Annotated in this window: 26 protein-coding genes and 3 tRNA genes; 16 read left to right on the top strand and 13 right to left on the bottom strand. The window is 54.5% G+C overall.

The features are described 5' to 3' along the window. Window positions 1-4 precede the first annotated feature (4 nt). Entirely contained in the window at window positions 5-862 is an 858-nt protein-coding gene (locus tag AC6I8J_RS08505) for an efflux RND transporter periplasmic adaptor subunit (protein WP_222924100.1), read from the top strand. Continuing rightward, a complete protein-coding gene (locus tag AC6I8J_RS08500) occupies window positions 859-2,859 on the top strand; it encodes an FUSC family protein (RefSeq protein ID WP_161732536.1) in 2,001 nt (666 codons plus the stop codon). Before AC6I8J_RS08505 ends, AC6I8J_RS08500 begins: the two co-directional genes overlap by 4 nt. Here AC6I8J_RS08500 and AC6I8J_RS08495 read toward each other — a convergent pair whose 3' ends face one another. From AC6I8J_RS08495 to AC6I8J_RS08480, 4 genes are all read right to left on the bottom strand, one after another. Continuing rightward, window positions 2,860-3,327 (bottom strand): hypothetical protein, encoded by a 468-nt coding sequence (locus AC6I8J_RS08495; protein ID WP_161732538.1) that lies wholly within the window; start codon window positions 3,325-3,327, stop codon window positions 2,860-2,862. It lies immediately after the preceding gene. A 130-nt stretch (window positions 3,328-3,457) separates the two neighbouring features. Further along, on the bottom strand, window positions 3,458-3,976 hold the full coding sequence (gene sodC / locus AC6I8J_RS08490; protein ID WP_161732540.1) for a superoxide dismutase family protein: 519 nt from the start codon (window positions 3,974-3,976) through the stop codon (window positions 3,458-3,460). 84 nt (window positions 3,977-4,060) lie between these two features. Further along, on the bottom strand, window positions 4,061-4,957 hold the full coding sequence (locus AC6I8J_RS08485) for an aldo/keto reductase (RefSeq protein ID WP_285085807.1): 897 nt from the start codon (window positions 4,955-4,957) through the stop codon (window positions 4,061-4,063). A gap of 68 nt (window positions 4,958-5,025) precedes the next feature. Then, complete coding sequence (locus tag AC6I8J_RS08480; RefSeq protein ID WP_497825636.1) at window positions 5,026-5,265, bottom strand: DUF1289 domain-containing protein; 240 nt, start codon at window positions 5,263-5,265, stop codon at window positions 5,026-5,028. A 174-nt stretch (window positions 5,266-5,439) separates the two neighbouring features. Between AC6I8J_RS08480 and AC6I8J_RS08475 the strand changes: the two genes are divergently transcribed. The 4 genes from AC6I8J_RS08475 to rnt all read left to right on the top strand — a co-directional run bounded on the left by AC6I8J_RS08475 (window position 5,440) and on the right by rnt (window position 8,497). Then, entirely contained in the window at window positions 5,440-6,036 is a 597-nt protein-coding gene (locus AC6I8J_RS08475) for a TetR/AcrR family transcriptional regulator (protein ID WP_222924102.1), read from the top strand. Between the two features lie 50 nt (window positions 6,037-6,086). Then, window positions 6,087-7,184, top strand: a complete 1,098-nt coding sequence (locus AC6I8J_RS08470) for an alkene reductase (RefSeq protein ID WP_497825254.1) — start codon at window positions 6,087-6,089, stop codon at window positions 7,182-7,184. Between the two features lie 116 nt (window positions 7,185-7,300). Continuing rightward, window positions 7,301-7,708 (top strand): lactoylglutathione lyase, encoded by a 408-nt coding sequence (gloA, locus tag AC6I8J_RS08465; RefSeq protein WP_008926200.1) that lies wholly within the window; start codon window positions 7,301-7,303, stop codon window positions 7,706-7,708. Between the two features lie 120 nt (window positions 7,709-7,828). Continuing rightward, window positions 7,829-8,497, top strand: coding sequence for a ribonuclease T (gene rnt / locus AC6I8J_RS08460; protein ID WP_161732548.1), 669 nt, complete (start codon window positions 7,829-7,831; stop codon window positions 8,495-8,497). A gap of 43 nt (window positions 8,498-8,540) precedes the next feature. Here the strand turns inward: rnt and AC6I8J_RS08455 are convergent, their stop codons facing one another. Then, window positions 8,541-8,876 (bottom strand): Grx4 family monothiol glutaredoxin, encoded by a 336-nt coding sequence (locus AC6I8J_RS08455; RefSeq protein ID WP_170933470.1) that lies wholly within the window; start codon window positions 8,874-8,876, stop codon window positions 8,541-8,543. 364 nt (window positions 8,877-9,240) lie between these two features. Between AC6I8J_RS08455 and AC6I8J_RS08450 the strand changes: the two genes are divergently transcribed. Beyond that, complete coding sequence (locus AC6I8J_RS08450) at window positions 9,241-10,050, top strand: C40 family peptidase (RefSeq protein ID WP_161736478.1); 810 nt, start codon at window positions 9,241-9,243, stop codon at window positions 10,048-10,050. Window positions 10,051-10,097: 47 nt separating this feature from the next. On the opposite strand, the gene cydH is transcribed toward AC6I8J_RS08450, so the two are convergent. After that, entirely contained in the window at window positions 10,098-10,187 is a 90-nt protein-coding gene (cydH, locus tag AC6I8J_RS08445; RefSeq protein WP_095707274.1) for a cytochrome bd-I oxidase subunit CydH, read from the bottom strand. 281 nt (window positions 10,188-10,468) lie between these two features. Here cydH and purR point away from each other — a divergent pair, with 281 nt between their 5' ends. Beyond that, a complete protein-coding gene (gene purR / locus AC6I8J_RS08440) occupies window positions 10,469-11,494 on the top strand; it encodes an HTH-type transcriptional repressor PurR (RefSeq protein ID WP_253421755.1) in 1,026 nt (341 codons plus the stop codon). Here purR and punR read toward each other — a convergent pair. Further along, window positions 11,491-12,396: a DNA-binding transcriptional activator PunR gene (gene punR / locus AC6I8J_RS08435; RefSeq protein WP_161736477.1), complete on the bottom strand. Its 906-nt coding sequence runs from the start codon at window positions 12,394-12,396 to the stop codon at window positions 11,491-11,493. The two genes, purR and punR, sit on opposite strands and share 4 nt — an antisense overlap. Window positions 12,397-12,503: 107 nt before the next feature. On the opposite strand from punR, the gene punC reads away from it, so the two are divergent. Continuing rightward, window positions 12,504-13,706 (top strand): purine nucleoside transporter PunC, encoded by a 1,203-nt coding sequence (gene punC, locus AC6I8J_RS08430; protein WP_161736476.1) that lies wholly within the window; start codon window positions 12,504-12,506, stop codon window positions 13,704-13,706. A 310-nt stretch (window positions 13,707-14,016) separates the two neighbouring features. Next, window positions 14,017-15,165 (top strand): cyclopropane fatty acyl phospholipid synthase, encoded by a 1,149-nt coding sequence (gene cfa, locus AC6I8J_RS08425; protein WP_497825253.1) that lies wholly within the window; start codon window positions 14,017-14,019, stop codon window positions 15,163-15,165. Window positions 15,166-15,504: 339 nt separating this feature from the next. Here the strand turns inward: cfa and AC6I8J_RS08420 are convergent, their stop codons facing one another. After that, complete coding sequence (locus AC6I8J_RS08420; protein ID WP_497825252.1) at window positions 15,505-16,167, bottom strand: riboflavin synthase subunit alpha; 663 nt, start codon at window positions 16,165-16,167, stop codon at window positions 15,505-15,507. Window positions 16,168-16,370: 203 nt separating this feature from the next. On the opposite strand from AC6I8J_RS08420, the gene AC6I8J_RS08415 reads away from it, so the two are divergent. From AC6I8J_RS08415 to AC6I8J_RS08390, 6 genes are all read left to right on the top strand, one after another. Next, the gene (locus tag AC6I8J_RS08415; RefSeq protein WP_161736473.1) at window positions 16,371-17,744 is read left to right on the top strand and encodes an MATE family efflux transporter; all 1,374 of its coding nucleotides are present in this window, start codon (window positions 16,371-16,373) and stop codon (window positions 17,742-17,744) included. 152 nt (window positions 17,745-17,896) lie between these two features. Continuing rightward, window positions 17,897-17,973 (top strand) — tRNA-Val (locus tag AC6I8J_RS08410). A 3-nt stretch (window positions 17,974-17,976) separates the two neighbouring features. Further along, window positions 17,977-18,053: transfer RNA gene (locus tag AC6I8J_RS08405), tRNA-Val, on the top strand. 11 nt (window positions 18,054-18,064) lie between these two features. Next, window positions 18,065-18,141 (top strand) — tRNA-Val (locus AC6I8J_RS08400). 344 nt (window positions 18,142-18,485) lie between these two features. Then, window positions 18,486-19,898 (top strand): pyruvate kinase PykF, encoded by a 1,413-nt coding sequence (gene pykF / locus AC6I8J_RS08395; RefSeq protein WP_161736472.1) that lies wholly within the window; start codon window positions 18,486-18,488, stop codon window positions 19,896-19,898. A 303-nt stretch (window positions 19,899-20,201) separates the two neighbouring features. After that, complete coding sequence (locus tag AC6I8J_RS08390; RefSeq protein ID WP_003853216.1) at window positions 20,202-20,438, top strand: major outer membrane lipoprotein; 237 nt, start codon at window positions 20,202-20,204, stop codon at window positions 20,436-20,438. An 81-nt stretch (window positions 20,439-20,519) separates the two neighbouring features. Here the strand turns inward: AC6I8J_RS08390 and AC6I8J_RS08385 are convergent, their stop codons facing one another. From AC6I8J_RS08385 to sufC, 5 genes are read right to left on the bottom strand one after another with little or no spacing between them, the layout of a single operon-like run. Then, window positions 20,520-21,545 carry a L,D-transpeptidase family protein gene (locus AC6I8J_RS08385; protein WP_161736471.1) on the bottom strand — a complete coding sequence of 342 codons (1,026 nt, stop codon included), beginning with the start codon at window positions 21,543-21,545 and terminating at the stop codon, window positions 20,520-20,522. Window positions 21,546-21,601: 56 nt separating this feature from the next. Continuing rightward, a complete protein-coding gene (sufE, locus tag AC6I8J_RS08380; protein ID WP_161736470.1) occupies window positions 21,602-22,018 on the bottom strand; it encodes a cysteine desulfuration protein SufE in 417 nt (138 codons plus the stop codon). 21 nt (window positions 22,019-22,039) lie between these two features. Continuing rightward, window positions 22,040-23,263 (bottom strand): cysteine desulfurase SufS, encoded by a 1,224-nt coding sequence (gene sufS, locus AC6I8J_RS08375; protein WP_161736480.1) that lies wholly within the window; start codon window positions 23,261-23,263, stop codon window positions 22,040-22,042. Then, window positions 23,263-24,543 (bottom strand): Fe-S cluster assembly protein SufD, encoded by a 1,281-nt coding sequence (gene sufD / locus AC6I8J_RS08370; RefSeq protein ID WP_161736469.1) that lies wholly within the window; start codon window positions 24,541-24,543, stop codon window positions 23,263-23,265. The genes sufS and sufD overlap by 1 nt, the downstream gene beginning before the upstream one ends. After that, entirely contained in the window at window positions 24,518-25,264 is a 747-nt protein-coding gene (sufC, locus tag AC6I8J_RS08365; protein ID WP_161736468.1) for a Fe-S cluster assembly ATPase SufC, read from the bottom strand. Before sufC ends, sufD begins: the two co-directional genes overlap by 26 nt. Window positions 25,265-25,301 lie beyond the last annotated feature (37 nt).

The following is a 25,301-nucleotide window of genomic DNA, read 5'->3' as shown; positions in this document are numbered from 1 at the left end:
CGATATGAAATTTAACGCGGTAAAATATTTCTCAACGCTGATTGTGTTTGCGCTGGCGCTGCTGGCTGCTGGCTGGCTGTGGAACTACTACATGCAGTCGCCCTGGACGCGTGACGGGAAAGTACGGGCGGAGCTGGTGGATATCACGCCCCAGGTGTCGGGCCGGATTACGCAACTAAAAGTCAAAGACAATCAGTTCGTGCATCAGGGCCAGCTGCTGTTAACGCTGGACCCGGTGCCATGGCAGATTGCGCTCGACAACGCTGCCGCTCAGCTCAGCAAAGCGCAGGCGGACCTGGCGAAAGCGCAGCACGAATATCACCGGCGCAGCAGCCTGCCGCGCAACATCATCTCCGCCGAGGATCTTGATGCGGCACGCTTAAGCGCGGAAGCCGCCGCCGCCAGTGCCAAAGCCGCGCAGGCGGAGCTGGAGCGGGCGCGCTGGAATCTGCAGCAAACGACGCTTACTGCACCGACTGATGGCTGGATCACGAATCTGACACTTCGTCCCGGCAACTATGCGACAGCGGGATCGCCCCTGTTTGCGCTGGTCGACAGCCACTCTTACTACGTCTTAGGCTATTTCGAAGAGACCAAGCTGCGCCATATTCACACAGGCGCGGCGGCGCAGGTGGTGCTTTACAGTAATGGCATGCAGCTGCAGGGCCAGGTGGACAGCATTGGCCGCGCTATCTATGACCAGAGCATTGAGACTGACAGCGGCCTGGTGCCCGATATCAAACCCAATGTGCCCTGGGTACGGCTGGCGCAGCGGGTGCCGGTGCGCATTCGTCTCGATACGCTACCGGTTGATGCCAATCTGGTGGCAGGCACCAGCTGCACCATCACCATCCAGCCATGAATGTTCAGTGGCTGGCCTGGGATCAACTGCCCTGGATTAAGGCGAATGCCGGTCAGTGGCGCTATGCGTTGCGGAATGCTATCGCGATGTGTCTGGCGCTGAGCATCGCCTATGGCCTGGATCTTGATGAACCTTACTGGGCAATGACTTCTGCTGCGGTAATCAGCTTTCCTACCGTTGGCGGCGCAATCAGTAAAAGTCTTGGCCGCATCGTTGGCAGTCTGCTTGGGGCGAGCGCCGCGCTGCTGATTGCCGGACATACCCTGAATGAACCCTGGCTGTTTACCTTTGCGATTGCCGGCTGGCTGGCGTTGTGCACTGGCATTGCAAACCACTACCAGAACAACGTTGCCTACGCCTTTTCGCTGGCGGGCTACACCGCCGCTATTATCGCCTTCAGCAGCGTCAATATCACTGATATCACCTCACTATGGACGATCGCCCAGGCACGCGTTTGTGAGGTGATCTCCGGTATTCTTTGCGCTGGATTGATGATGATGGTGCTGCCGAGCACCTCCGATGGCGAAACGCTGATTACCTCCCTGAAACAGATGCATGCGCGATTGCTGGAACATGCGGTGTTACTGCTGCAGCCCTCGACCAGCGACACCATTCGCACCGCACATGAAAACGTCATCAGCCAGATCCTGACCATGAACCTGCTGCGGATTCAGGCGTTCTGGAGCCACTACCGCTTTCGCCGACAGAACAACGTCCTGAACTATGTGCTGCACCAGCAGTTGCGACTCACCAGCGTGCTCTCCAGCCTGCGCCGCATGTTGCTGAACTGGCCCGACGCGCCAGAGGCGCTGTTTGAGGCGCTGCAGCAACTGCTGGCGGAGCTGGCGAAACCGGCGTGTGATAAATATCGTCTGGCGCAAATCCTGCGTAGCGTGACGCCTGCGGCAGAGGGGGACTACCGGCAGCGCGCCTTTTGTCAGCGGCTGCGCTACTTCTGCTGGATGTACCTCAACGTGCTGCGCTGGATCCGCCTGCTGGATCGCGCCGATGCCGATACCCGCTTTCAGCCGCCGCCGGTTCCGGCGCTGGCGCGTGACAGTGACAGTGCCGAAGCGGGCTGGAGCGCCCTGCGCACCTTCTGTGCGATTGTACTGGGCTGCGCCTTCTGGATTAATACGCAATGGTCTTCCGGGGCCTCGGCGCTTACCCTGACCGCTATTGCCTGCGTGCTCTATGCCTCTGCCCCTTCACCCGGCGGCAGCGTCACGCTGCTGCTGAAAACGCTGCTGTGGCTGTTTGCATTTAGTTTTGTGATGAAGTTTGGCCTGATGGTGCAGATCGGTCAGCTATGGCCGTTTTTACTGTTTCTGTTTCCGCTGCTGGTGACGCTGCAACTCTTCAAACTGCAGCAGAAACAGCGCGCCGGGATGTGGGGACAGTTCATCGTCTTTATGGGCTCGTTTATCGCGGTGACTAATCCGCCCACCTGGGATTATCAGGACTTTTTTAACGATAACATCGCCAAAGTCTGCGGAGTGCTGCTCGCCTGGCTGGCGTTTCAGATTTTGCGGCCCAGCTCCGATGCGCGACGCAGCCGGCGGCATATCCGGGCGCTGCGGCTGGCATTTCTCGATCAACTGCGGCAACGGCCACGGCTCAGCGAGAGCCGCTTTGAATCGCAGATTTACCATCGCATCAGCCAGCTCAGTCACAGCCGGGATGAGCAGGCGCGTGTCTGGTTACTGCGCTGGGGAGTGGTGCTGCTTAACTGCTCGCATATCGTCTGGCAGCTGCGTGAATGGCGCGCCGGTTCGGCAACGCTGATGGCGTTTCGCGATAACAGCCTGCAGAATTTGCAGCAGATTATCAGCAGCCGCGGCGTACGGCACATTTCGCTGGATCAGATGCTGACGGAACTGGAAGCGACGATTACCGCGTTACTGGCCCTGAAAAACAACGAGGCCAGCGAACTGGCGGGGATTATCTGGCGGTTACGCTGTTCACTGGCACAGCTGAAGCAGGCTGTGCCGGAGTGATTACTGGCAATACTGCTGCTGTTGCCGGTTAAAATCATCCTGCAGCTGTTGCAGCGTTTTATGGCCCTCAAAACGGGTTTTATCCATCTCGGTCATCGGTTCAATCACCAGCGCTTTCTCATCAGGTGAAAAGATAAAACGGCGTGTCAGTTCAGTGCCGGTGAAACTCTGACCATGAATGCCACCGCACACCATAGTCATGGTGCGGCGATAGATCGTGGTGTCAGTAAAATTGGTTTCAGTTGCGCTGCGAAAGACCTGATCGCATCCCTGCGCTTCCAGCTTGCGCACCATGTGGCGGCTGAGCCATTCACGACCTTTAGCAATCTTTTCACAGGTGACCCGCATCGGACTGGTATCAATGGTGCGCTGAAGCTCCCGTCCGGTTTCAGTGACCAGTTGCGTATCATTGGGTTTATCGCATCCCACCAGCAGCAGACACAGCAGTAATGCGCCCTTGAATTTCATTTTCCTGCTCCTTTCCCCATCACGCTTTCTTACCTGAATCAATATCATAGGGGGGAAATGTCAGGGATGGTATAACAATTCATAAACAGGCGGGATAAAAAAGGGCGGCTATCGCCTGCCGCCCGGAAATTCAGATAACGCCGCAGGCATAACGCGCTCCGCCGCCGCCCAGCGGGGCAGGATGATCGGCATGATTATCCCCGCCAGCATGCACCATCAGCGCTTTACCCTTGATCTCTTTCAACGACTTCAGCCGTGGTGCCAGTACCGGATAGGAGGCGTTGCCTTTCTCATCGACATAAATCGCGGGCAGGTCGCCCAGATGCCCTTCAGCATAGGGCCCCAGATGTTTGCCGCTGTTAGCCGGATCAAGGTGACCGCCTGCCGCACCGGCAGCGACCACTTTGCCTTCAGATTCGCCTGGCTCACAGCTGCCTTTAGCATGGACATGAAAACCGTGAATGCCCGGCTTCAGTCCCTGCAGTTCCGGCGTAAACTGCAGACCATACTGGGTCTCGTCAATCTTAACGGTGCCCAGCGATTTTCCTGTTCCTTCAGCGGTAACCTGATGGATTGTTACCTGCTCGCTGGCAGCCTGTGCTGAGCCGCAGGCAATTAGGGCAAAAAGCGCAACTGCTTTCATTTTCATGGTGACTCCATTTGTATCCCAGGGTTTGAGATAAGTCTGGCCGCTGTTGCACTATTTTGCCGAAGATTGACGCAGTTTTACGCTTCAGGGCACATCAAATCCCAGCGCCGCTTTTCGAATACGGAACCACTGCTGCCGGGACAGGGACAAATTCAGTGACCCGGCGGCTTCGCTGACCCGCGCCGCTTTGCCTGAACCAATGATGGGCAGCGGTTGCGACGGCAGCATCAGTATCCAGGCATAAACCACCTGTTCCAGACTGGTCGCACCGGTTTCCTGCCGCACCACCTCCAGTTCATTACGCAGTGGCTGGAAGTGAGGATCGTTAAACAGGCGTCCGCCGCCGAGACAGGACCAGGCCATCGGACGAATGCGCAGTTGCTGGCACTGATCCAGCGAACCATCCAGCAGCACGCTTTGCTGGACGGGTGAAATCTCCAGCTGATTCGTGACCAGCGAGAACGGCAAACGGGATTGCAGCAGTGAAAACTGGGATGGCGTGAAATTCGAGACGCCAAAATGCAGCACTTTGCCGCTTTGATGAAGTGCCATAAAGGCTTCGGCCACTTCATCGGCCGACATCAGCGGATCGGGGCGATGGATCAGCAGCAGGTCAAGACGATCGGTATGGAAATGACGCAGTGAGTTTTCAGCACTCTGCAGGATATGATTTTTGTCGGTAATGTAGTGCCCAATCTGATGTTCAGGCCGGGCGCGGGTAGCGATGCCGCACTTGGTCACAATCTGAAGCTGATCGCGCAGTCCGGGAGCCAGCTTCAGCGCCTCACCAAAAGCCGCCTCACATTGGTAGTCGCCGTAAATGTCCGCATGATCAACGGTAGTAATGCCGAGCCTCAGATGGTGCTCAATAAACGCAACCCGCTCCTGCGGCGACATGCCCCACTCCATCAGACGCCAGTACCCCATAACCAGCGGTGAAAAATCGGGGCCCTGTAAAGCGATGGCCTGCGGTTCTAACATGGCGTTCTCCCTGTTGCGCGTTGGCTGTAATTAATGTGTCAGAGAGTATAACGGAAAGCGGAAAGTCGTCAGAATAACTCCGGCTGTTGTGGCTCAGGTGGCTCCTCACCTTTCTGCTGCCGCTGCAGGCGCAGACGACGCTGCTGACAGAGACGAATGACCTCCCGCTTTTGCGCATCGCTGAAGCGCAGCCAGTTGAACCGCTCATCGCGGCTGCGTAAACATCCCAGGCAGTAGCCGCGCGCATCCGTCTGGCAGATGTCGCGACAGGGGCTGGGAACCGGGAAAAACTCAAGCTGCTCGGCCACCATGACTCCGGATTCACAGAATAAACAGTCCAGTAAAAAGCGTAGCCTGGTTGCGCAGGAATTAAGCCATGCCCCGTCAGAATTATCCTTTTCTTTAGCGGGTGCATGAACACTCTGTGCCAAATGCCCGGTGCCGCGTTGCATTAGACCAACCGGTCTACTACTCTCTCTGCCATGAATAAGACGCTACAACGCAATGAAACCCGCGAACACCTGCTCCAGACAGGTGAACAGCTCTGTCTGCAACGCGGCTTTACCGGAATGGGCCTTAGTGAACTGCTGACTCAGGCAGCGGTGCCGAAAGGGTCCTTCTACTATTACTTCCGATCTAAAGAAGCGTTTGGTGTGGCGTTACTGGAACGCTACTTTGTGCGTTACCTGCAGGATGTGGAGTTACAGCTCAACCAGACAGACGGCACGCCGCGTGAACGTCTGCTTAACCATTTTCGTGCTGCCGTTGAGCTGTTTGTGCAGCAGGGTCACATCGTTGGTTGTCTGGGCGTGAAAGTTTCTGCTGAGGTGTGCGATCTCTCTGAGCCGATGCGTGATGCACTGCAGCAGGGTGCAGCAAAGATTACCGCGCTTTATGCCCGGACGCTGATTGCCGCAGAGCAGCAGGAGTCGCTGAGCCTGCCGCAGCCCCCCGCGCAGATGGCTGAGTTGCTGTCGCTGCTGTGGCTGGGCGCCAGCCTGCAGAGCAAAATTTCCCGCGAGGCGCAGCCACTGCGTCTGGCACTGAGTACCATCGAACAGTGGCTTAAAAGCCACTGATTTTTAAAAAACGTGTTTGTAGACGACTGGTCTACTAATCAGGAGCTATTATGGCGAGTACCCAGCTGTTTCATCCGCTGAAAGTTGGCGCAATTACCGTCCCAAACCGCGTATTTATGGCACCGCTGACCCGTCTGCGCAGCATTGAGCCAGGCGACATCCCTACCCCGATGATGGCGGAGTATTACCGTCAGCGCGCCAGCGCCGGTCTGATCATCACCGAAGCAACCCAGATTTCTTTCCAGGCAAAAGGCTATGCCGGTGCGCCAGGCCTGCATACTCAGCCACAGATTGCCGCATGGAAAGTGATTAACGAAGGTGTCCATCAGGCGGGCGGTCACACCGCAGTACAGTTATGGCACACCGGCCGTATCTCGCATAACAGCGTGCAGCCGGAAGGCAAAGCACCGGTCGCGCCATCAGCCATTGCTGCGGGTACGCGTACGTCACTGCGTGCTGAAGATGGCAGCGTCTATCGCGAAGACACGTCTGTACCGCGCGAACTGACCGTGCCTGAGATCCAACAGATCGTAGCCGATTTTGGTCAGGCTGCGGCGAACGCACGTGAAGCAGACTTCGACCTGCTTGAGCTGCACTCCGCACATGGCTATCTGATGCATCAGTTCCTGGCGCCGGGTTCAAACCAGCGTACTGACGAATATGGCGGCAGCATCGAAAAACGCGGTCGCTTTGCGCTGGAAGTGGTCGATGCGGTGATCGCTAACTGGTCAGCCGATCGTATTGGTATCCGCGTCTCGCCTATCGGCAGCTTCCAGAATCTGGACAACGGTCCGGACGAAGAAGAAGCGGCGCTGTGGTACATCGGCGAGCTGGCAAAACGCAACATCGCCTATCTGCATCTCTCAGAGCCAGACTGGGCCGGTGGTCAGCCTTACACCGACGCATTCCGTCAGAAAGTGCGTGATCTCTTCCCGGGTGCCATCATTGGTGCCGGTGCCTACACCGTTGAGAAAGCAGATGATCTGATTGGTCGCGGTCTAATCGATGCGGTTGCGTTTGGTCGTGATTACATTGCTAACCCGGATCTGGTTGAGCGTCTCCAGCAGGATGCCCCACTCAACCCACAGCGTCCGGAAAGCTTCTACGGCGGCGGCGCGGAAGGTTATATCGACTACCCGACGCTGTAATCTGTTTGGGCTGCCGTCCGGGACGATGACGGCAGCCATTATTCAATGGCGATTTTCGTCGCTATACTTAGCGCCTGGGTCATCCGGCGATGGCGTTTTATTTAAAAGAGGATGTTATGCGTTTACTTCATACCATGCTGCGCGTTGGCGATCTGCAACGTTCAATCGATTTCTACACCCGTGTGCTGGGCATGCGCGTGCTGCGTCAGAGTGAAAACACCGAATATAAATATACCCTGGCATTCGTGGGCTACACCGACGAAAGCGAAGGTGCGGTGATCGAGCTGACCTACAACTGGGGCGTTGATAAATATGACCTCGGTAATGCTTATGGTCATATCGCGCTGGGCGTCGATGACGCAGCAGCAGCCTGCGAACGTATCCGCAAAGATGGCGGCAATGTGACCCGTGAAGCGGGCCCGGTCAAAGGCGGCTCCACCATTATTGCCTTTGTTGAAGATCCCGATGGCTACAAAATCGAACTGATCGAAAACAAAGATGCCGGTAACGGCCTGGGCAACTAAACCTGCCTCTCAGCCTGCCTGATCAGGTGGGCTGAATCCCCTTCTCTGCGCTTCATCTGCTGCACCCGGCCCTGTTTTTTGCCATAATACGCGCTGCCCTTTTTCTGCAACGAGATCCTGATGTCTGAATCGAATTCCCCTAATGCACTCAATCAACGTTTCCGTGGCTTCTATCCGGTGGTGATCGACGTTGAAACCGCGGGTTTCAATGCGCAAACCGATGCGTTACTGGAGATTGCCGCTATCACGCTGAAAATGGATGAAGAGGGATGGATTCAGATTGATCAGACGCTGCATTTCAACGTCGAACCCTTTGTCGGCTCGCTTTTGCATCCGGAAGCGCTGGCCTTTACCGGTATCGATCCGAGTAATCCGCTGCGCGGCGCAGTCAGTGAATATGAAGCACTGCATGCCATTTTCAAAATGGTCCGCAAGGGCATTAAAGACAGCGGCTGCAATCGCGCCATTATGGTGGCGCACAATGCCACGTTTGATCTGAATTTCATGTCGGCGGCAGCAGAACGTGCCAGCCTGAAGCGCAACCCGTTTCACCCGTTTGCCACCTTTGATACTGCGGCCCTGAGCGGACTGGTGCTGGGTCAGACGGTGCTGGCGAAAGCCTGTATTGCGGCGGGAATGGAGTTTGACAGTACGCAGGCGCATTCTGCGCTCTATGACACTCAGCAGACAGCGACACTGTTCTGCGAGCTGGTAAACCGCTGGAAACGGTTAGGCGGCTGGCCACTGCCCTTCGCCGAGGGCGACGCAGACGCCTGCGCCTCCGCATAAGGGATGCCACAATGAAAAAGGCCGACATGATGTCGGCCTTTTTTTATTCTGCTTCTTTAAACTTTTCTGCAGTCTCTTTGATCAGTGTCTGCAGCTCACCACGTTGTAACATCTCAACGATGATATCGCATCCACCAACCAGCTCACCATCGACCCACAGCTGCGGAAAGGTCGGCCAGTTAGCGAATTTCGGCATCTCGGCACGAATGTCCGGGTTCTGCAGAATATCCACGTAAGCAAAACGCTCACCGCAGGCTGACAGCGCCTGCACCGCCTGTGCAGAGAAACCGCAGCTTGGCAGTTTCGGGGAACCTTTCATGTACAGCAGGATCGGGTTTTCTGCGATCTGGCGCTGAATTTTTTCTACAGTACTCATAATTGCCTTCCTTAATTCGTTACTTCGTGTTTGTTTATTGTAGCGACTTCGCAGCGTGACTGAAAACGAGATTTTACCGCTGTCCGATTAAATCGCCATCATTGTTAAGTTCCGCCTCGGGACGCCTGAATGCCTGATTATTAACAGCTGGTAACAGTTTAATAATTCGTAATAATTTCGTTGAGATAAGATGCTGAAAATGTTCATTTTCAGCGCGATTGCATGGGTTGCAAAGATTAATATTAAAAGGCATTACAGTTTTTAAAAGAACTGGACTAGAATGGCCTGGGCACTGATCCTGGATCAGATTAATCTCAACTTTGTCGCGGTGCGTAGTGGCCCTGACAACTTAACTAATCAACGGACTATGCGTTTAATCATTACGCTTTTCATGCTGGCCTTTGCGCAACTGTTTTTCAACGTCGCTGCTGCTTCCCCGCACACGCCGGTGAACGTCAGTACGCATAAAGCAGAAAAAAAGAGTGCGCGCGATGATGAGCGCCGCAAGCGTCGCCAGGTAAAAACGGTGACCAAAAAAACTCGCCTCAGCCCTGTTCAAAAACTCAAAACGAAAAAACAGAAAAAAGTCGAACTCACTGCTAAACAGACGCCTGCTAAGAAGACCTCGCTTAAAACCGCCCGTATCAGCAAAAGCAAAGAAAAAAATAAAGAAAAAAAACGCTATGGTCATCAGCGCCTGCTGAAAACCGCTGAGGTCACCACCAGCGAACCTGGCACGATTAAAATGAGCAAATCACACCGTCAGCGCTACCAGAAAGCGCGAGAAACCGCGATGACGAAGCTGATGGGACAGCTGGGTAAACCGTATCAGTGGGGCGGCACCTCACCACATACTGGTTTCGATTGCAGCGGTCTGGTCTGGTATGCCTATAAAGATCTGGTGAAGTTTAAGATCCCGCGTACCGCTAACGAGATGTATCACCTGCGTGACGCAGCACCGATTAAGCGTGAATCGCTGGAGAAAGGCGATCTGGTCTTCTTCCGCATTAACGGTCGCGGTACGGCGGACCACGTCGGCGTTTACCTGGGCGATGGCAAGTTTATTCAGTCGCCACGTACCGGCAAAGATATTCAGATCAGTGCATTAGGCGAAGATTACTGGCAGCGCCACTATATTGGTGCCCGTCGGGTGATGACGCCGAAAACCATTCGCTGAGCAGCACTACAGTCCGAAAAAAGCCGGGATTATCCCGGCTTTTTTTATTAGTGCAGAATGGCGGTAAAACTGAAAGCCACAATCATCAGCAGACAGCCGACAGTGGTCATTAACGCCAGTTTAAGATCGGTACTCATTGTTTGCTCCTTAGTCACACACTTTGTAGGGATATGGCATTTTCCCACAGGGTCCGGTAAAAATCTCGTTTTATCCGTTCAGCCTTGTTAGAATCTCGCCTTTGTTGCGCAACGCGTGCAACCCTGATTCCGTTTGCGCATCTTTTGAGGCGTTTTTTCTCCGCCAGAAGCCTGTTTACCGGCCAGAAAAGCCGCATTTTTGCGGAAAAAACCCTGAGCAGACGCAAACGTTTAACATTACGCTTATCATAGAGTTAGGTAAGCACTGGAGTCCGATTTTCATGGCAACAATTAAAGATGTGGCGAAACGCGCTGGCGTCTCAACGACCACCGTTTCGCACGTCATCAATAAAACCCGCTTTGTCGCTGAAGAGACGCGCGAGGCGGTCTGGCAGGCAATTAAAGAATTGCACTACTCGCCGAGCGCTGTAGCACGCAGTCTGAAAGTAAACCACACCAAGACGCTGGGTCTGCTTGCCACCTCCAGCGAAGCGCCCTATTTCGCTGAAATTATTGAGGCGGTTGAAAATCACTGTTTTGATAAAGGCTATACGCTGATTCTGGGTAATGCGCATAACGACCTGCAAAAACAGCGCGCCTACCTCAGCATGATGGCGCAGAAGCGTGTCGATGGCCTGCTGGTGATGTGCTCTGAGTATCCGGACGATCTGCTGCAGATGCTGGAAGAGAACCGCAATATCCCGATGGTGGTGATGGACTGGGGCGAATCGCGCGCCGACTTTACCGATACGGTTCTCGATAATGCCTTCCAGGGCGGCTATCTGGCGGGACGCTATCTGATTGAACGCGGACACCGCGATATCGGTGCCATTCCGGGTCAGATGGAGCGCAATACCGGCGGCGGACGCCATGCCGGTTTCCTGAAGGCACTGGAAGAAGCGGGAATTCAGCCGCGCGCGGAATGGATTGTGCAGGGTGACTTTGAGCCAGAGTCGGGTTATCAGGCGATGCAGCAGATCCTGTCGCAAAAGCAGCGCCCGACCGCCGTCTTCTGCGGCGGCGACATCATGGCGATGGGGGCCATTTGCGCCGCCGACGAGATGGGTCTGCGCGTGCCGCAGGATATTTCGGTAATCGGTTATGACAATGTGCGCAACGCACGCTATTTCGCCCCTGCCCTGACCACGGTGCATCAGCCTAAAGCCCAGTTGGGTGAGAAGGCGCTGGATATGCTGCTCGACCGCATCACCAGTAAGCGCGAAGTGTCACAAACGATTGAAGTCCATCCGACGCTGATTGAGCGCCGTTCAGTGACCGATGGTCCGTTCCGCGACTATCGCCGCTAATCCTCGCTTAACCACTCCTGATTAAGCGTTTGCGCATCACCCAGATAGCTGAGCAACCAGCCTGTCGCCGGTGATGCGCGATCCTCGGCCCAGCTAACGCAGCAGGGGCTGTCCGGAAATGCTACCGGAAGCGTTAGCTCCACCAGCTCGCCACTGTCGAGCAGTGGCCTGGCCAGATGCCCCGGCACCATCGCCACGCACAAGCCCGCCTGCACGCATTCCAGTCCGGTTTGCCACTCCGGCACCACCAGCCTGCGCTGGTTATCCAGCGTCCATGTCATACGACGCGGCAGTGCGCGTGATGTATCTTCCAGCACCAGGGACGGCCAGCTACGCAGCGTGTCGTCATCTATCTGGCTCGCCTGCGTCAGCGGATGATCGGGCGCGACCACGCAGCGCCAGTTGAGCGTACCCATATCGCGAAACGCAAACCGTCCGCCCACCGGAATTGCCTGGGTGGCCCCAATCGCAACTTCTACCCGGCCATCGGCCAGCGCATCCCAGACACCATTAAAAACTTCATAGCTGATGATCAGCTCCATATCGGGGAAGTGGCGATAGAAATCTTTGACCAGCTGCCGGGTGCGCTGAGGTTTGGCGATACGGTCAACGGCAATGCTGAGCTGCCCGCGCCAGCCATTGGCCAGCTGCTGACACTGCCGCCGTGTAGCAAGCATTTTTTTGATGACGCTGCGCCCTTCCCGGACAAAATGTTCGCCTGCTGGCGTCAGCACCACTTCACGATGCTGGCGTTCGAACAGCGGCACCGCCAGCCAGTTTTCCAGCTGACGCACTGTATAGCTGATGGCAGAAGGTACCCGATGCAGCTCCTGCGCGGCTGCGCTGAAGCTGCCCCCTCGGGCAACCGCGTCAACGACCTCTAATGCATATTCTGACCACATAATCTGCCTTCAAAAATTTTAACAGCAACCGGCAAATATTACCGTTTCACAGCGGCAAACGCACCTTTTACACTCTGCCGCGTTTATCCTGCAAAAATGAGAATGAGATGCTGTCGAATAAAGGATTTATGCCCTATCTTGCCCTGCTGAGCATGCTCGGATTTTTAGCCACTGACATGTATCTGCCCGCCTTTGGTGCGATGCAGCACACCTTTAATACCTCGCCCGGCCTGATTAGCGCCAGTATGAGCCTCTTTCTGGGAGGCTTTGCCGTGGGTCAGCTTTTCTGGGGACCGCTCTCCGACCGCATCGGCCGTAAGCCGGTGCTGCTGGCCGGACTGACCCTGTTTGGCGTCGGCTGTGCGGGCATGCTGTGGGTGAATGATATTACTCTGATGCTGGCGCTGCGCTTTGTGCAGGCCATTGGCGTCTGTGCTGCCGCCGTGAGCTGGCAGGCATTGGTGGTGGATCGCTACCCCGCCGCGCGCGCCAACAAAGTCTTTGCAACGATTATGCCGCTGGTTGCGCTCTCCCCGGCGCTGGCCCCGTTGCTGGGTGCCTGGCTGATCGGTCACTTCCACTGGCGTTCGATTTTTCTGGTGCTGACACTGATTGCGGTGGCGTTGATTCTGACCACCCTGCGTCTGCCCACAGTACGCCCGGAAGCACGCGAAAAAGGAGCACAGCCCGGCTTTCTCACCCTGCTGAAATCCCGGGTCTACAGCGGCAACGTGCTGATCTACTCTGCCTGTTCTGCCAGCTTCTTTGCCTGGCTGACCGGATCGCCGTTCATTCTGGCGGATCTGGGTCTCTCGCCCGCCGATATCGGCCTGAGTTATGTACCCCAGACCCTCGCCTTTTTAATCGGTGGATTTGGCTGTCGCGCCCTGCTCAACCGCTTTAACGGCGCACAGCTGCTCCCCTGGCTGTTAGGCGTCTACAGCCTGAGCATTCTGGCGCTGTTTGCTGTTGCACTTGCAGGCAACAGTACGCTGGTGAGCCTGATGGTGCCGTTCTGTGGGATGGCGCTGGCTAACGGCGCAATTTATCCGATTGTGGTTTCCAGTGCGCTGACGCCCTTCCCGCACGCCACCGGTAAAGCGGCCGCATTGCAGAACACCTTACAACTCGGACTCTGCTTCGCTGCAAGCCTGGCAGTCTCTGCCGGATTAACCCAGGCGCTGTTTACCACTACGCTGATAATGACGGTAACGATTCTGCTGGCGCTACTCGGTTACGCCATGCAGCGTACCGCAAGCGCACAATCTGTTGTTGCCTCTCCGCAACCTGCCTGCCAGGATAACCAGTGACACATTGACTTTTTCGTTAGCATCCTAACAATAAGTCATTGAATATTGACCCGCGTGAGAATATACTCATTCGGGTCAACAAACCTGTAATAAATCAATAATATACTAACGTAATAATCTGATTGGCACCCTGTTGCCGGGACGGTATTCGCGCGCGTTATTCTTAGCCTGACCGACCTGCTGCAGGCTATTCCAGTCCTCTGTATCACACAGTCAACCGGTGTGCGGAATCATCCGTACCGTTTCTCAATGCCTGACAAAATTGACTACTCTTTGTTCAGGTTCAGATTGGACAGGTGGTGGAAAAGCTATGAGTTCATCTTATGCAGAAGCAGTGAGCCCTGAAGAAAACCATTGGTATCGCATCGTCCACGAAATGCTGGAAAAAGCGGATATTGAAATTAATGGTTCACGTCCCTGGGATATTCATATTAATCATCCCGGCTTTTTTAAGCGCGTTCTGCAGGAAGGATCGCTTGGGCTCGGTGAGAGCTACATGGATGGGTGGTGGGAGTGCGACCGGCTGGATATTTTCTTCCATCAGGTGCTTAAACATAAACTCGATCAGCAACTCCCGCATCACTTTAAAGATACGCTGCGCATCGCCGCTGCCCGCTTAACCAATCTGCAGTCGAAAAAGCGGGCCTGGATTGTCGGTAAAGAGCATTACGACCTGGGTAACGATCTCTTTTCACTGATGCTTGACCCCTATATGCAATATTCCTGTGGCTACTGGAAAGAGGCCACGACCCTGGCGACGGCGCAGGAAGCCAAGCTGGATATGATTTGCCGTAAATTAGCGCTGGAACCGGGAATGTCGCTGCTGGATATCGGCTGTGGCTGGGGCGGACTCGCGGAATTTGCCGCATGTCATTATGGCGTTAAAGTGCATGGCGTGACGATTTCCGCCGAACAACAGAAACTGGCGCAGCAGCGCTGTAGCGGATTAGATGTCACGATTCTGTTGCAGGATTATCGCGATCTGAATGAGCAGTTTGATCGCATCGTTTCAGTAGGCATGTTCGAGCATGTCGGGCCAAAGAATTACGCCACCTATTTTGATGTGGTTGATCGTAATTTAAAACCTGACGGTATTTTCCTTCTTCACACCATTGGCGCGATTAAAACCGATATGAGCGTCGATCCCTGGATTGACAAATATATCTTCCCTAACGGCTGCCTGCCTTCAGTGCGTCACGTGGCGGATGCCAGCGAGCCGCATTTTATTCTGGAAGACTGGCATAACTTCGGGGCCGATTACGACAAAACGTTGATGGCCTGGCATGAGCGCTTTTTGCAGGCCTGGCCGGCGCTGGCCGACAACTATGGCGAACGCTTTAAGCGAATGTTCTCCTATTATCTCAATGCCTGTGCCGGTGCCTTCCGGGCGCGCGATATTCAGCTGTGGCAGATTGTGTTCAGCCGCGGTGTTGAGGGTGGATTACGGGTGGCGCGATAGGGAGTATAAAAGCTGGTAATTACGAAGGCGCTTTCCCGGCCGAAGACCTGAAAAGAAAGGTCTGTTTTGCTTTAACAGGGAGCGTTGCGCACGAAACGGGGTCAGATTGGAAAGTCGCAAAACCCGTCATCCCTGACATGTTCGGCCCGCGCGATTATGCACCTCATCCCTGAGGTGCGCCCGTTAACGGGCCAACACGTTGCGTTGTTCAAAAACGCCTGGCGTTTTTGTCCATAGCGCGAGACGCTTTCCTCTTCTGACCTGATTCCCTGCGCCCTGAACTTTTATAATGCTGACAGATTAAAACCGATTTGGCTGCCTGCAGCGCTTACACGCCTTTTATTCATTCTCGGAGGCTGGATGGCCGGTCAGCATGCTCATTGCCGCCGCGGCATCGCGCTGTGCTAACACCCGCTCAACGGTCTCTACGATTGCCTGCGTGTGCGGATCGATCTCAATATTGACCCGGTCGCCAAACGTCTTCGCGCCCAGAGTGGTGCGCTCCAGCGTTTCCGGGATCAGATAGACACAGAATTTAGTCTTTGTCACATCGCCTACCGTCAGGCTGATGCCGTCGATACCGACAAAACCTTTATGCAGGATATATTTCATCTGCATTGGATCCTGGATTTTAAACCAGACTTCGCGATTGTGTTCTGACTGGATAATCTTGCAGATTTCAGCGGTGGTCATAATATGACCTGACATCAGATGACCGCCTATTTCATCGCTGAATTTCGCTGCACGCTCAATATTAACCACATCGCCCTGACGTAAATCGCCAAGGTTAGTGACCCGCAGCGTCTCTTTAATTAAATCAAAACTGACGCAATCGCCTTCAATGGCCGTTACGGTTAAACAGCAACCGTTATGGGCAACAGATGCGCCCAGCGCCAGGCCCGGTAAGAGCTCTTCCGGCAGTCGGACAGTGTGGGTACGAAACAGTTCTTTTTCTTCAATGGACACGATTTCTGCGGTGCCCTGCACAATACCGGTAAACATAGTCTTTGCCTCTGCGAAGTTTACGCTAGTTTATCACAGCTCCGGTAGGCTGTTAGAATTCAGCCCGCGCCGCCTCTGTAATCTGTGGCAAAACGCATTGTGTGACAAAGATTGGCGAATTCTGTTACCCCGGTTACACTGGTTCGCGCTATTCCCAAGGGCTTTTCTGCCCTTTTAATTCATTTAATAAGTCAGGTGTTAACGTGCAGAAGTATTTAACAGAAGCGCGTCAATTGCTGGCCCTTGCGATTCCGGTCATCCTTGCTCAGGTGGCCCAAACCGCAATGGGATTTGTGGATACCATTATGGCCGGCGCAGTCAGCGCCACGGATATGGCCGCCGTTGCTGTCGGCACCTCTGTCTGGCTTCCGGCCATCCTGTTTGGTCATGGTCTTCTGCTTGCATTGACGCCCACCGTTGCGCAACTCAACGGTTCAGGCCGCCGCGAACGCATCGGCGAACAGATCCGCCAGGGCTACTGGCTCGCCTTTTTTGTCTCACTGCTGATTATGGTGCTGCTGTGGCACGCCGGTTATCTTATCCGGGCGATGCATGACATCGATCCCGCGCTGGCGCTTAAAGCCGAGGGCTATCTGCATGCCCTGCTGTTCGGCGCGCCAGGCTATCTCTTCTTTCAGGTGCTGCGTAATCAGTGCGAGGGGCTGTCGAAAACCAAACCCGGCATGGTGCTGGGCTTTCTGGGCCTGATGTTTAACATCCCGCTGAACTATGTCTTTATCTACGGCCACTTCGGCATGCCCGCGTTGGGCGGTGTCGGCTGCGGCGTGGCAACGGCATCGGTCTACTGGGTGATGTTTATCTGCATGCGCTTCTGGGTGCGCCGGATGGGCAGCATGCGCGATATCCGTATGGAGAGCCACTGGTCGCCGCCTTCGCGTCCGATTCTGAGCCGTCTCATGACGCTGGGATTGCCGGTGGCACTGGCGCTGTTCTTTGAGGTCACGCTATTTGCCGTTGTGGCCCTGCTGGTTTCACCACTGGGGATCGTGAATGTGGCCGGTCACCAGATCGCGCTGAACTTCAGTTCACTGATGTTTGTATTACCGCTGTCGCTGGGCGTCGCAACCACCATCCGCGTCGGCTATCGTCTGGGTCAGGGTTCTACCGAGCAGGCAAAAGTCGCCGCCTGGACCGCTCAGGGTGTGGGCATCAGCATGGCAGCGCTGACCGCGATTTTTACCGTGACGTTTCGTCACCAGATTGCCCTGCTCTATAACGACAACCCTGAAGTGGTCACACTGGCGGCGCAGTTGATGCTGCTGGCAGCGATTTATCAGTTCTCGGACTCGATACAGGTGATTGGCAGCGGGATCCTGCGTGGGTATAAAGACACAAGGTCCATTTTCTTTATTACCTTTATCGCTTACTGGCTGCTGGGACTGCCCGCCGGGTATCTGCTGGCGCTGACTGACTGGCTGGTGCCCCGGATGGGGCCAGCAGGCTTCTGGTGCGGCTTTATTATCGGTCTGACCTCGGCGGCAGTCATGATGATCTGGCGCATCAGACGCTTACAGCGGTCACCTGCGGAAATCATTCTGGCGCGCGCGGCGCGATAACCGTAAAAGCGGGTTAATTATGGCCCGCGATGACGAAAAAAACGACGGTTAGCACAGTTGCTGCTCAGTCATGGCGAAAAAACTATTTTCCCCTTGCCAGGCTTCTGCGCTGCCGTTAATATTCGTCCCCGCTGTCGCCCTGACAGCATGTTGCGCTCTTAGCTCAGTTGGTTAGAGCACCACCTTGACATGGTGGGGGTCGATGGTTCGAGTCCATTAGAGCGCACCAAGTGCGTCCGTAGCTCAGTTGGTTAGAGCACCACCTTGACATGGTGGGGGTCGGTGGTTCGAGTCCACTCGGACGCACCAATATTCAGTATGCGCTCTTAGCTCAGTTGGTTAGAGCACCACCTTGACATGGTGGGGGTCGATGGTTCGAGTCCATTAGAGCGCACCACTTTCAGAATTTCTTCAGCTTGCGCAACTCTCCCTTTTATTGATCTGCATCGCTCCCCCCTCTGCTTTTTGATTGGTTTTCGCATACTTAGCGTCTATACTGTCCCGCGTTGCTTACTTGAAAGGTTTCAGCGATCACGTGCTTACTGCGATAACTCAAATGATTTGCGCAACAACAGCGTGGTGGTTACCAACCGTAACCACACAACTTCCCTGCACGCCTGGCCTTCGTCACCTATTCTTACTCAGTACTGCCCATTTCAGTCTCAATCAGAATTTTCACTTCGATGCGCTGCCATCGGATTTCGCCCTTATTCATCCATCACAACTTACAGAAAATCCGTCATGAAAAAGACTAAAATCGTTTGTACAATCGGCCCGAAAACCGAATCCGAAGAGATGCTGACTCAACTGCTTGAAGCGGGCATGAATGTTATGCGTCTTAACTTCTCTCACGGCGACTACGCTGAGCATGGTCAACGCATAACTAATATGCGTGCCGTCATGCAAAAAACCGGTCGTCAGGCGGCTATCCTGCTGGACACCAAAGGCCCTGAAATCCGCACCATGAAGCTGGAAGGCGGCAACGATGCGGTGCTAAAAGCTGGCCAGACCTTTACCTTCACTACCGACCAGAGTGTGATCGGCAACAGCGAACGCGTTGCGGTGACCTACCCGGGTTTCACAGCCGACCTGAAAATTGGTAACACCGTGCTGGTCGACGATGGACTGATTGGCATGGAAGTGACCGAAGTCACTGAAAATACCGTCGTGTGCAAAGTCCTGAACAATGGCGATCTTGGTGAGAACAAAGGCGTTAACCTGCCGGGCGTCTCCATCCAGCTGCCTGCTCTGGCTGAAAAAGACAAGCGCGACCTGATTTTTGGTTGTGAGCAGGGCGTAGATTTTGTCGCCGCCTCTTTCATCCGCAAGCGTTCAGACGTCCTGGAAATTCGTGAGCACCTGAAACAGCACGGCGGCGAGCATATCCAGATCATCTCTAAAATCGAAAACCAGGAAGGCCTGAATAACTTCGACGAAATTCTCGAAGCGTCAGACGGCATCATGGTTGCGCGTGGTGACCTGGGTGTTGAGATCCCGGTCGAAGAAGTGATCTTCGCGCAGAAGATGATGATCAAAAAATGTAATAAAGCACGCAAAGTTGTTATCACCGCGACGCAGATGCTTGATTCCATGATCAAGAACCCGCGCCCTACCCGTGCAGAAGCCGGTGACGTAGCGAACGCCATCCTCGACGGTACCGATGCAGTCATGCTGTCCGGTGAGAGCGCTAAGGGTCGTTATCCGCTGGAGTCGGTCACCATCATGGCGACCATCTGTGAGCGTACCGACCGCGTCATGAAGTCACGCATCGACAGCCAGAACGATACCCGCAAGCTGCGTATCACTGAAGCAGTCTGCCGTGGTGCGGTAGAGACGGCTGAGAAGCTGGAAGCGCCACTGATTGTGGTCGCGACCGAAGGTGGTAAGTCTGCTAAAGCCGTACGTAAATATTTCCCGAACGCCACCATTCTGGCACTGACCACCAATCAGACCACCGCACGTCAGCTGATCCTGAGCAAAGGGATTGAGACCCGTCTGGTCACTGAAATCGCCTCAACCGATGATTTCTATCGTCTGGGTAAAGAAGCCGCGCTGGAAAGTGGTTATGGACAGAAAGGTGATGTTGTGGTGCTGGTGTCAGGTGCATTAGTACCAAGCGGAACTACCAACACCGCCTCTGTACACGTACTGTAAAACTCTTTTTTGCCATTATTTTAAAGCGCCTTAATGAGGCGCTTTTTTTATTTCTACTTAAACCAAATCCCGGAAAATTCCAATCGAAAATAACTATTCAAATACTCTTAATATTAAGGTTAACCCGATTAAATCTCTCTGTTTTCGCTAAATTTTTTTATCATATTCTGGGATTCGCTGCTTCTTTGAGCGAACGATCAAATTTAAGCATCTTCTCATCAAAAATTTATTCTCAACTTAAAAAGCTTTGTGTAATACTTGTAACGCTACATGGAGATTAACTCAATCTAGAGGGTATAAATAATGAATCGTACTAAACTGGTACTGGGCGCGGTAGTTCTGGCTTCAACTATGCTGGCTGGTTGCTCAAGCAACGCTAAAATCGACCAGCTGTCTTCAGACGTTCAGACTCTGAACGCTAAAGTTGACCAGCTGAGCAACGACGTGAACGCAGTGCGTTCAGACGTTCAGGCTGCTAAAGATGACGCAGCTCGCGCTAACCAGCGTCTGGACAACCAGGCTCACTCTTACCGTAAGTAAGAGTTCTGGTTTAAAAATGGCGCCTTTATGGCGCCATTTTTTTTGCTCCGAATTCAGTGCCCTCCACAGACACTTATCCAGTCAGGGTTGAACCGCGTTACCCTCAGCCTGTGTCACCGGGCTATCAGCCCCCACAGATGCACTCTCCAGCCCCGCAGGCGGCACGGTATCACTTTGCACCGGCTCGCCACTGCTGACCAGTACAGGCATGCCTGAGCGTCGCGTTAAGCTGGCTTTAATCAGCGCGCTATCACTCTTAGCACTCTTCATGAATTTCTTCAGGTCACTGCCAATCGCAATGGGCATGGTCTGTGGATCGTCTTTATCGTTACGCGACAGCGGCTGATGCACTTCCACGTAGCGTTTTCCATCCGGCTCCACCGCGTACTTAACCGGCTGATTGATGATCTGAACACGCGTGCCTTTGGGGACGGCGTTGAACAGCGCTTCTATATCCTCTGAACGCAGACGGATACAGCCTGAACTGACCCGCATGCCGATGCCAAACTTCGCATTGGTGCCGTGGATCAGATACTGGCCGGTACCCCGTGCCAGACGCATGGCGAACTGTCCCATTGGATTATCCGGTCCGGCTGGTACCACGCCAGGCAATGTAATGCCCTCTCTGGCGTAGCGCTTGCGAATGTTAGCCGTGGGGGTCCAGGTCGGATTCGGGATTTTCTGGCTGATCTGGGTCACCATGACCGGCGTTGCCGCACCCAATTGGCCAATGCCGATGGGATAGACGATAACCTTATCTTCCCCTTTGGGATAGTAGTAGAGACGCAGCTCGGCCAGATTCACCACAATCCCTTCGCGTGGCGTGTCGGGCAGGATCATCTGCAGCGGTACCGTCAGTTGGGTACCCGCTTTGGGCAGCCAGGGATCGGTGCCGGGATTCGCCTCCAGCATGCCCAGCAGCCCGACCTGGTAGCGGGCTGCAATGGCTTCCAGTGGTTGTTTATCATCAGGAACCTGAGTCAGAACGTTTTCGCCAATCAGGCGACTGTCAGGCGGTGGCAGCGGGTATTCGGTGGCGAATGCGGGTGCAGAGAGCCCAAAGCAGGTCAGCAGCAATGCACCGGCTAAACGTAAAGCAGGTTTCATGCAATTTTCTCGTCAGATAAAAAAACAGACGCCGGATGGCGTCTGTCGAGTGTAACTTAGCTGAGGTTCTGAGCGGTATGGCGAATAGACCGAATCATCGCCTCCAGCCCCTGCGATCGGGTGGGCGTCAGGTGCTGCACCAGTGCCAGTTCGCCAAACCAGTGGCGCACATCCAGCGCCAGAATTTCAGCGGGTGGCAGGTTCTGATAGAGACTAAATACAATAGCAATCAAACCTTTAACAATAGCAGCGTCACTGTCACCTTCAAATGCGATGGAACCATCGGCCTGCGGGGTCATTCTAATCCACACCTGACTCTGGCAACCCGAAATCGCGTTTTCCGGCTGGTGTAACGTTTCAGAAGATTCCGGAAGCTTTGAACCCAGTTCGATAATGTAGAGGTACTTCTCTTCCCAGTTAGCGCAACGGTTGAAGTTGCGAACCAGTTTCTCTTTTTCAGGCAAATTTGCCATCAGTGACTCCGTTAAAACTGTTCAGCCGCCCAGCAGACGATGAATGCGTGCCAAACCAGCAGCCAGACGATCCACTTCCTCTTCACTGTTATAGAAGGTGAAGGAAGCACGGCACATCGCCGGGACATTGTAGTGCTGCATCAGTGGCATCGCACAGTGATGTCCGGTGCGGATGGCAATACCGTATTGATCCAGGAAACTGCCGACATCGAAAGCATGATGTTTGCCCAGGTTAAAGGCAATAACACCGGCACGAGACTGCGGGCCATAGATCTGAATATCCGGAACGGTGCCCAGCTTATCGAGCGCGTAATTCATCAATGCCGTCTCACGCTGATGAATGGTATCCAGTCCCAGCGCCTGCACATAGGCCATCGCCGCGCCAAAGCCGATAATGCCGCCGGTGTTCGGTGTACCTGCTTCAAAACGCCACGGCGCACTGTTCCAGGTGGTGCCGGTGGGCAGCAGAACCTGACCGATCATCGAACCGCCGCCTTCCCACGGTGGCATCTCATCCAGCAGTGCTTTGCGCCCATAGAGAATACCGACGCCATTCGGACCATAGAGTTTATGGCTGGAGAAGACGTAGAAGTCGCAGCCGATATCCTGCACATCCACTTTGTCATGCATCACGGCCTGCGCGCCATCCACCAGCGTAATCACGCCAGCGGCTTTTGCCTGGGCCACGATGGCTTTAACCGGGTTAACGGTGCCGAGCACGTTAGAAACGTGCGTGACCGCCAGCAGGCGCGTGCGGCTGTCTATCAGCCCCGCCAGCTGCTCCAGCGCCAGCTCACCGTTGTCATTTAATGGCAGAACACGCACTTCTGCACCGGTACGCTGTGCCAGCATCTGCCACGGCACGATATTGGCGTGATGCTCCATCTCCGTGATGATGAGGTTGTCGCCAGACCTGAGGTTACTGCTGCCCCAGGTATTCGCCACCAGGTTGATGCCTTCGGTGGTGCCTTTAACGAAGATAATCTCTTCCTGTGAGCCGGCGTTAATGAAACGGGCAGCCTGATCGCGCACGTTCTCCATATCACTGGTCGCCTGCTGGCTCAGCGTATGGATACCACGATGCACGGCCGCATAGCCGTGCTGATAGAAATGACTCTCGGCGTTAATCACCGAGAGTGGACGCTGTGCGCTGGCCGCACTGTCAAGATAGGCCAGCGGATGACCGTTGACCTCACGCTTCAGGATAGGAAAATCAGCCCTGACGCGTTCGAGATCGAAGTTCATCATATGTCGCCTCCGGGAAAACGTTGCGCGATACGCTGCAGCACGGCCTGACGCATCACCTCATTTTCCAGTGTTTCGGTGAGTTCAGCTGCAAACGCATGAATAATCATGGTCTGTGCCGCATCCTGCTCAATACCGCGAGAACGCAGATAGAACATCTGCTCATCATCAATACGACCAATGGTAGCACCGTGGCTGCATTTAACGTCATCCGCGTAAATTTCGAGCTGCGGTTTGGTATCGACTTCAGAAAGCTTGCCCAGCAACAGGTTATTATTGGTCATCTGCCCGTCGGTCTTCAAAGCATGCTGCGCCACTTTGATATGACCGTTAAACACCGCACGCCCTTTGTCACGCACGATGGTTTTATGCATCTGGCGGCTGACACAGTGGCCTTTGTTGTGCTCCAGGTAAGTACGGGTATCCGCCACTTCCTGTTTCACCGGCAGAACCAGGCTGTTAATTGCCAGCGTGGTATTTTCGCCATTCAGCTGAGTACTGGTATTGTGACGCGACAGGCCCGCACCCAGCAGGAAGCTGGTACTGCTGACCTGGCCATCGTTACCAATCACCAGATCGTTATGCGCAAAGTGGTAGCTGGCGCTGCTTTCAAAGGCCAGCTTGGTGTGAGTCAGTTTCGCATTGTCACCAATCGCAAAGGTAAAGCGCGTGCCGGTGAAATGGGCGCGCTCATCCAGTGAAACGTAGTGCTCAATGACTTCCGCCTCGGCACTCTCTTCCAGCTGCAGGTGATGACGATAGTGAACTGTGTTCATGCCCGTCTGCTGGCCGCTGGTGATATGCAGCAGGTAGACCGGACGGGCTGCGGCTTTACCGCGTGCCAGACGCAGTGTCGTCACCGCTTCTGCCAGACTCTCGGTCAGGTGCAGGAAGACTTCCGGCTGAACCGCTGCAGGCAGCGGACGGCGCTCGGCGGCCACGCTGTGCTGGATCTCAAACAGTTCGACGTCGCGGCTGCTGAAGGCGGGCTGGAACTGACCGTCGACATACACCAGACGGATCGCATCCAGCGGCAGGGCCAGTGCATCAACCTGTTCAGCACTCAGGGTCTGCGGCGCATCGGGCAGCACGAACTGCTGGGACAGTAGCGTATCCAGCGGCGTGTACTTCCAGTTTTCATGCTTGCGGGTTGGCAGGCCAACCCGCATCAGTTGCTGCCAGTGCTGCTGTGCCTGCAGAGAACGCACGTCGCCACGTGATTCAAACAGGTGATGCCACTGTTGCAGCGCAGAATCACTCTTCGTCGGTAAGCCAGCCATAACCTTGCTCCTCCAGCTGTTTCACCAGCGAGAAGTCGCCAGATTTCACGATTTTGCCCTGATACAGAACATGAACGAAGTCTGGCTTAATGTAGTCCAGAATACGCTGGTAGTGAGTGACGATGATAAAGGCACGCTTCTCGTCACGCAGGCTGTTCACGCCATTAGCCACGATTTTAAGGGCATCAATATCCAGACCGGAGTCAGTCTCATCCAGGATGCAAAGCTCAGGTTCAAGCGCCGCCATCTGCAGGATGTCGTTACGTTTCTTCTCACCACCTGAGAAGCCAACGTTCACTGAACGGGTCAGCAGATCTTCCGGCATCTTCAGCAGCTGAATTTTTTCTTCAATGAAGTCCTGGAAATCGAAGCGATCCAGCTCGTCCTGCTGACGATATTTGCGCACCGCATTAACCGAGGTTTGCAGGAAAAACTGGTTGCTGACGCCCGGAATCTCTACCGGATACTGGAACGCCATAAAAATGCCTTCACCGGCACGCTCTTCAGGGGCCAGCTCCAGCAGATCTTTACCTTTGAAGCTGACTGAACCGCCAGTGACTTCATAATCTTCGCGGCCTGCCAGCGTGGCTGACAGCGTGCTTTTACCTGAGCCGTTCGGCCCCATGATGGCATGCACTTCGCCCGGTTTAATTTCGAGATTCAGGCCACGCAGAATGGCTTTATCTTCAACACTGACCTGCAAATCTTTAATGCTTAACATTCTTATTCCTTCACATTGCTTCCGGCAAGGCGTGTGA

This window comes from Pantoea sp. X-Soil-ISGK-355, assembly GCF_059730805.1.
Note: the sequence above shows the minus strand (reverse complement) of the source record. Positions and strands in the feature narration are given on the sequence as shown.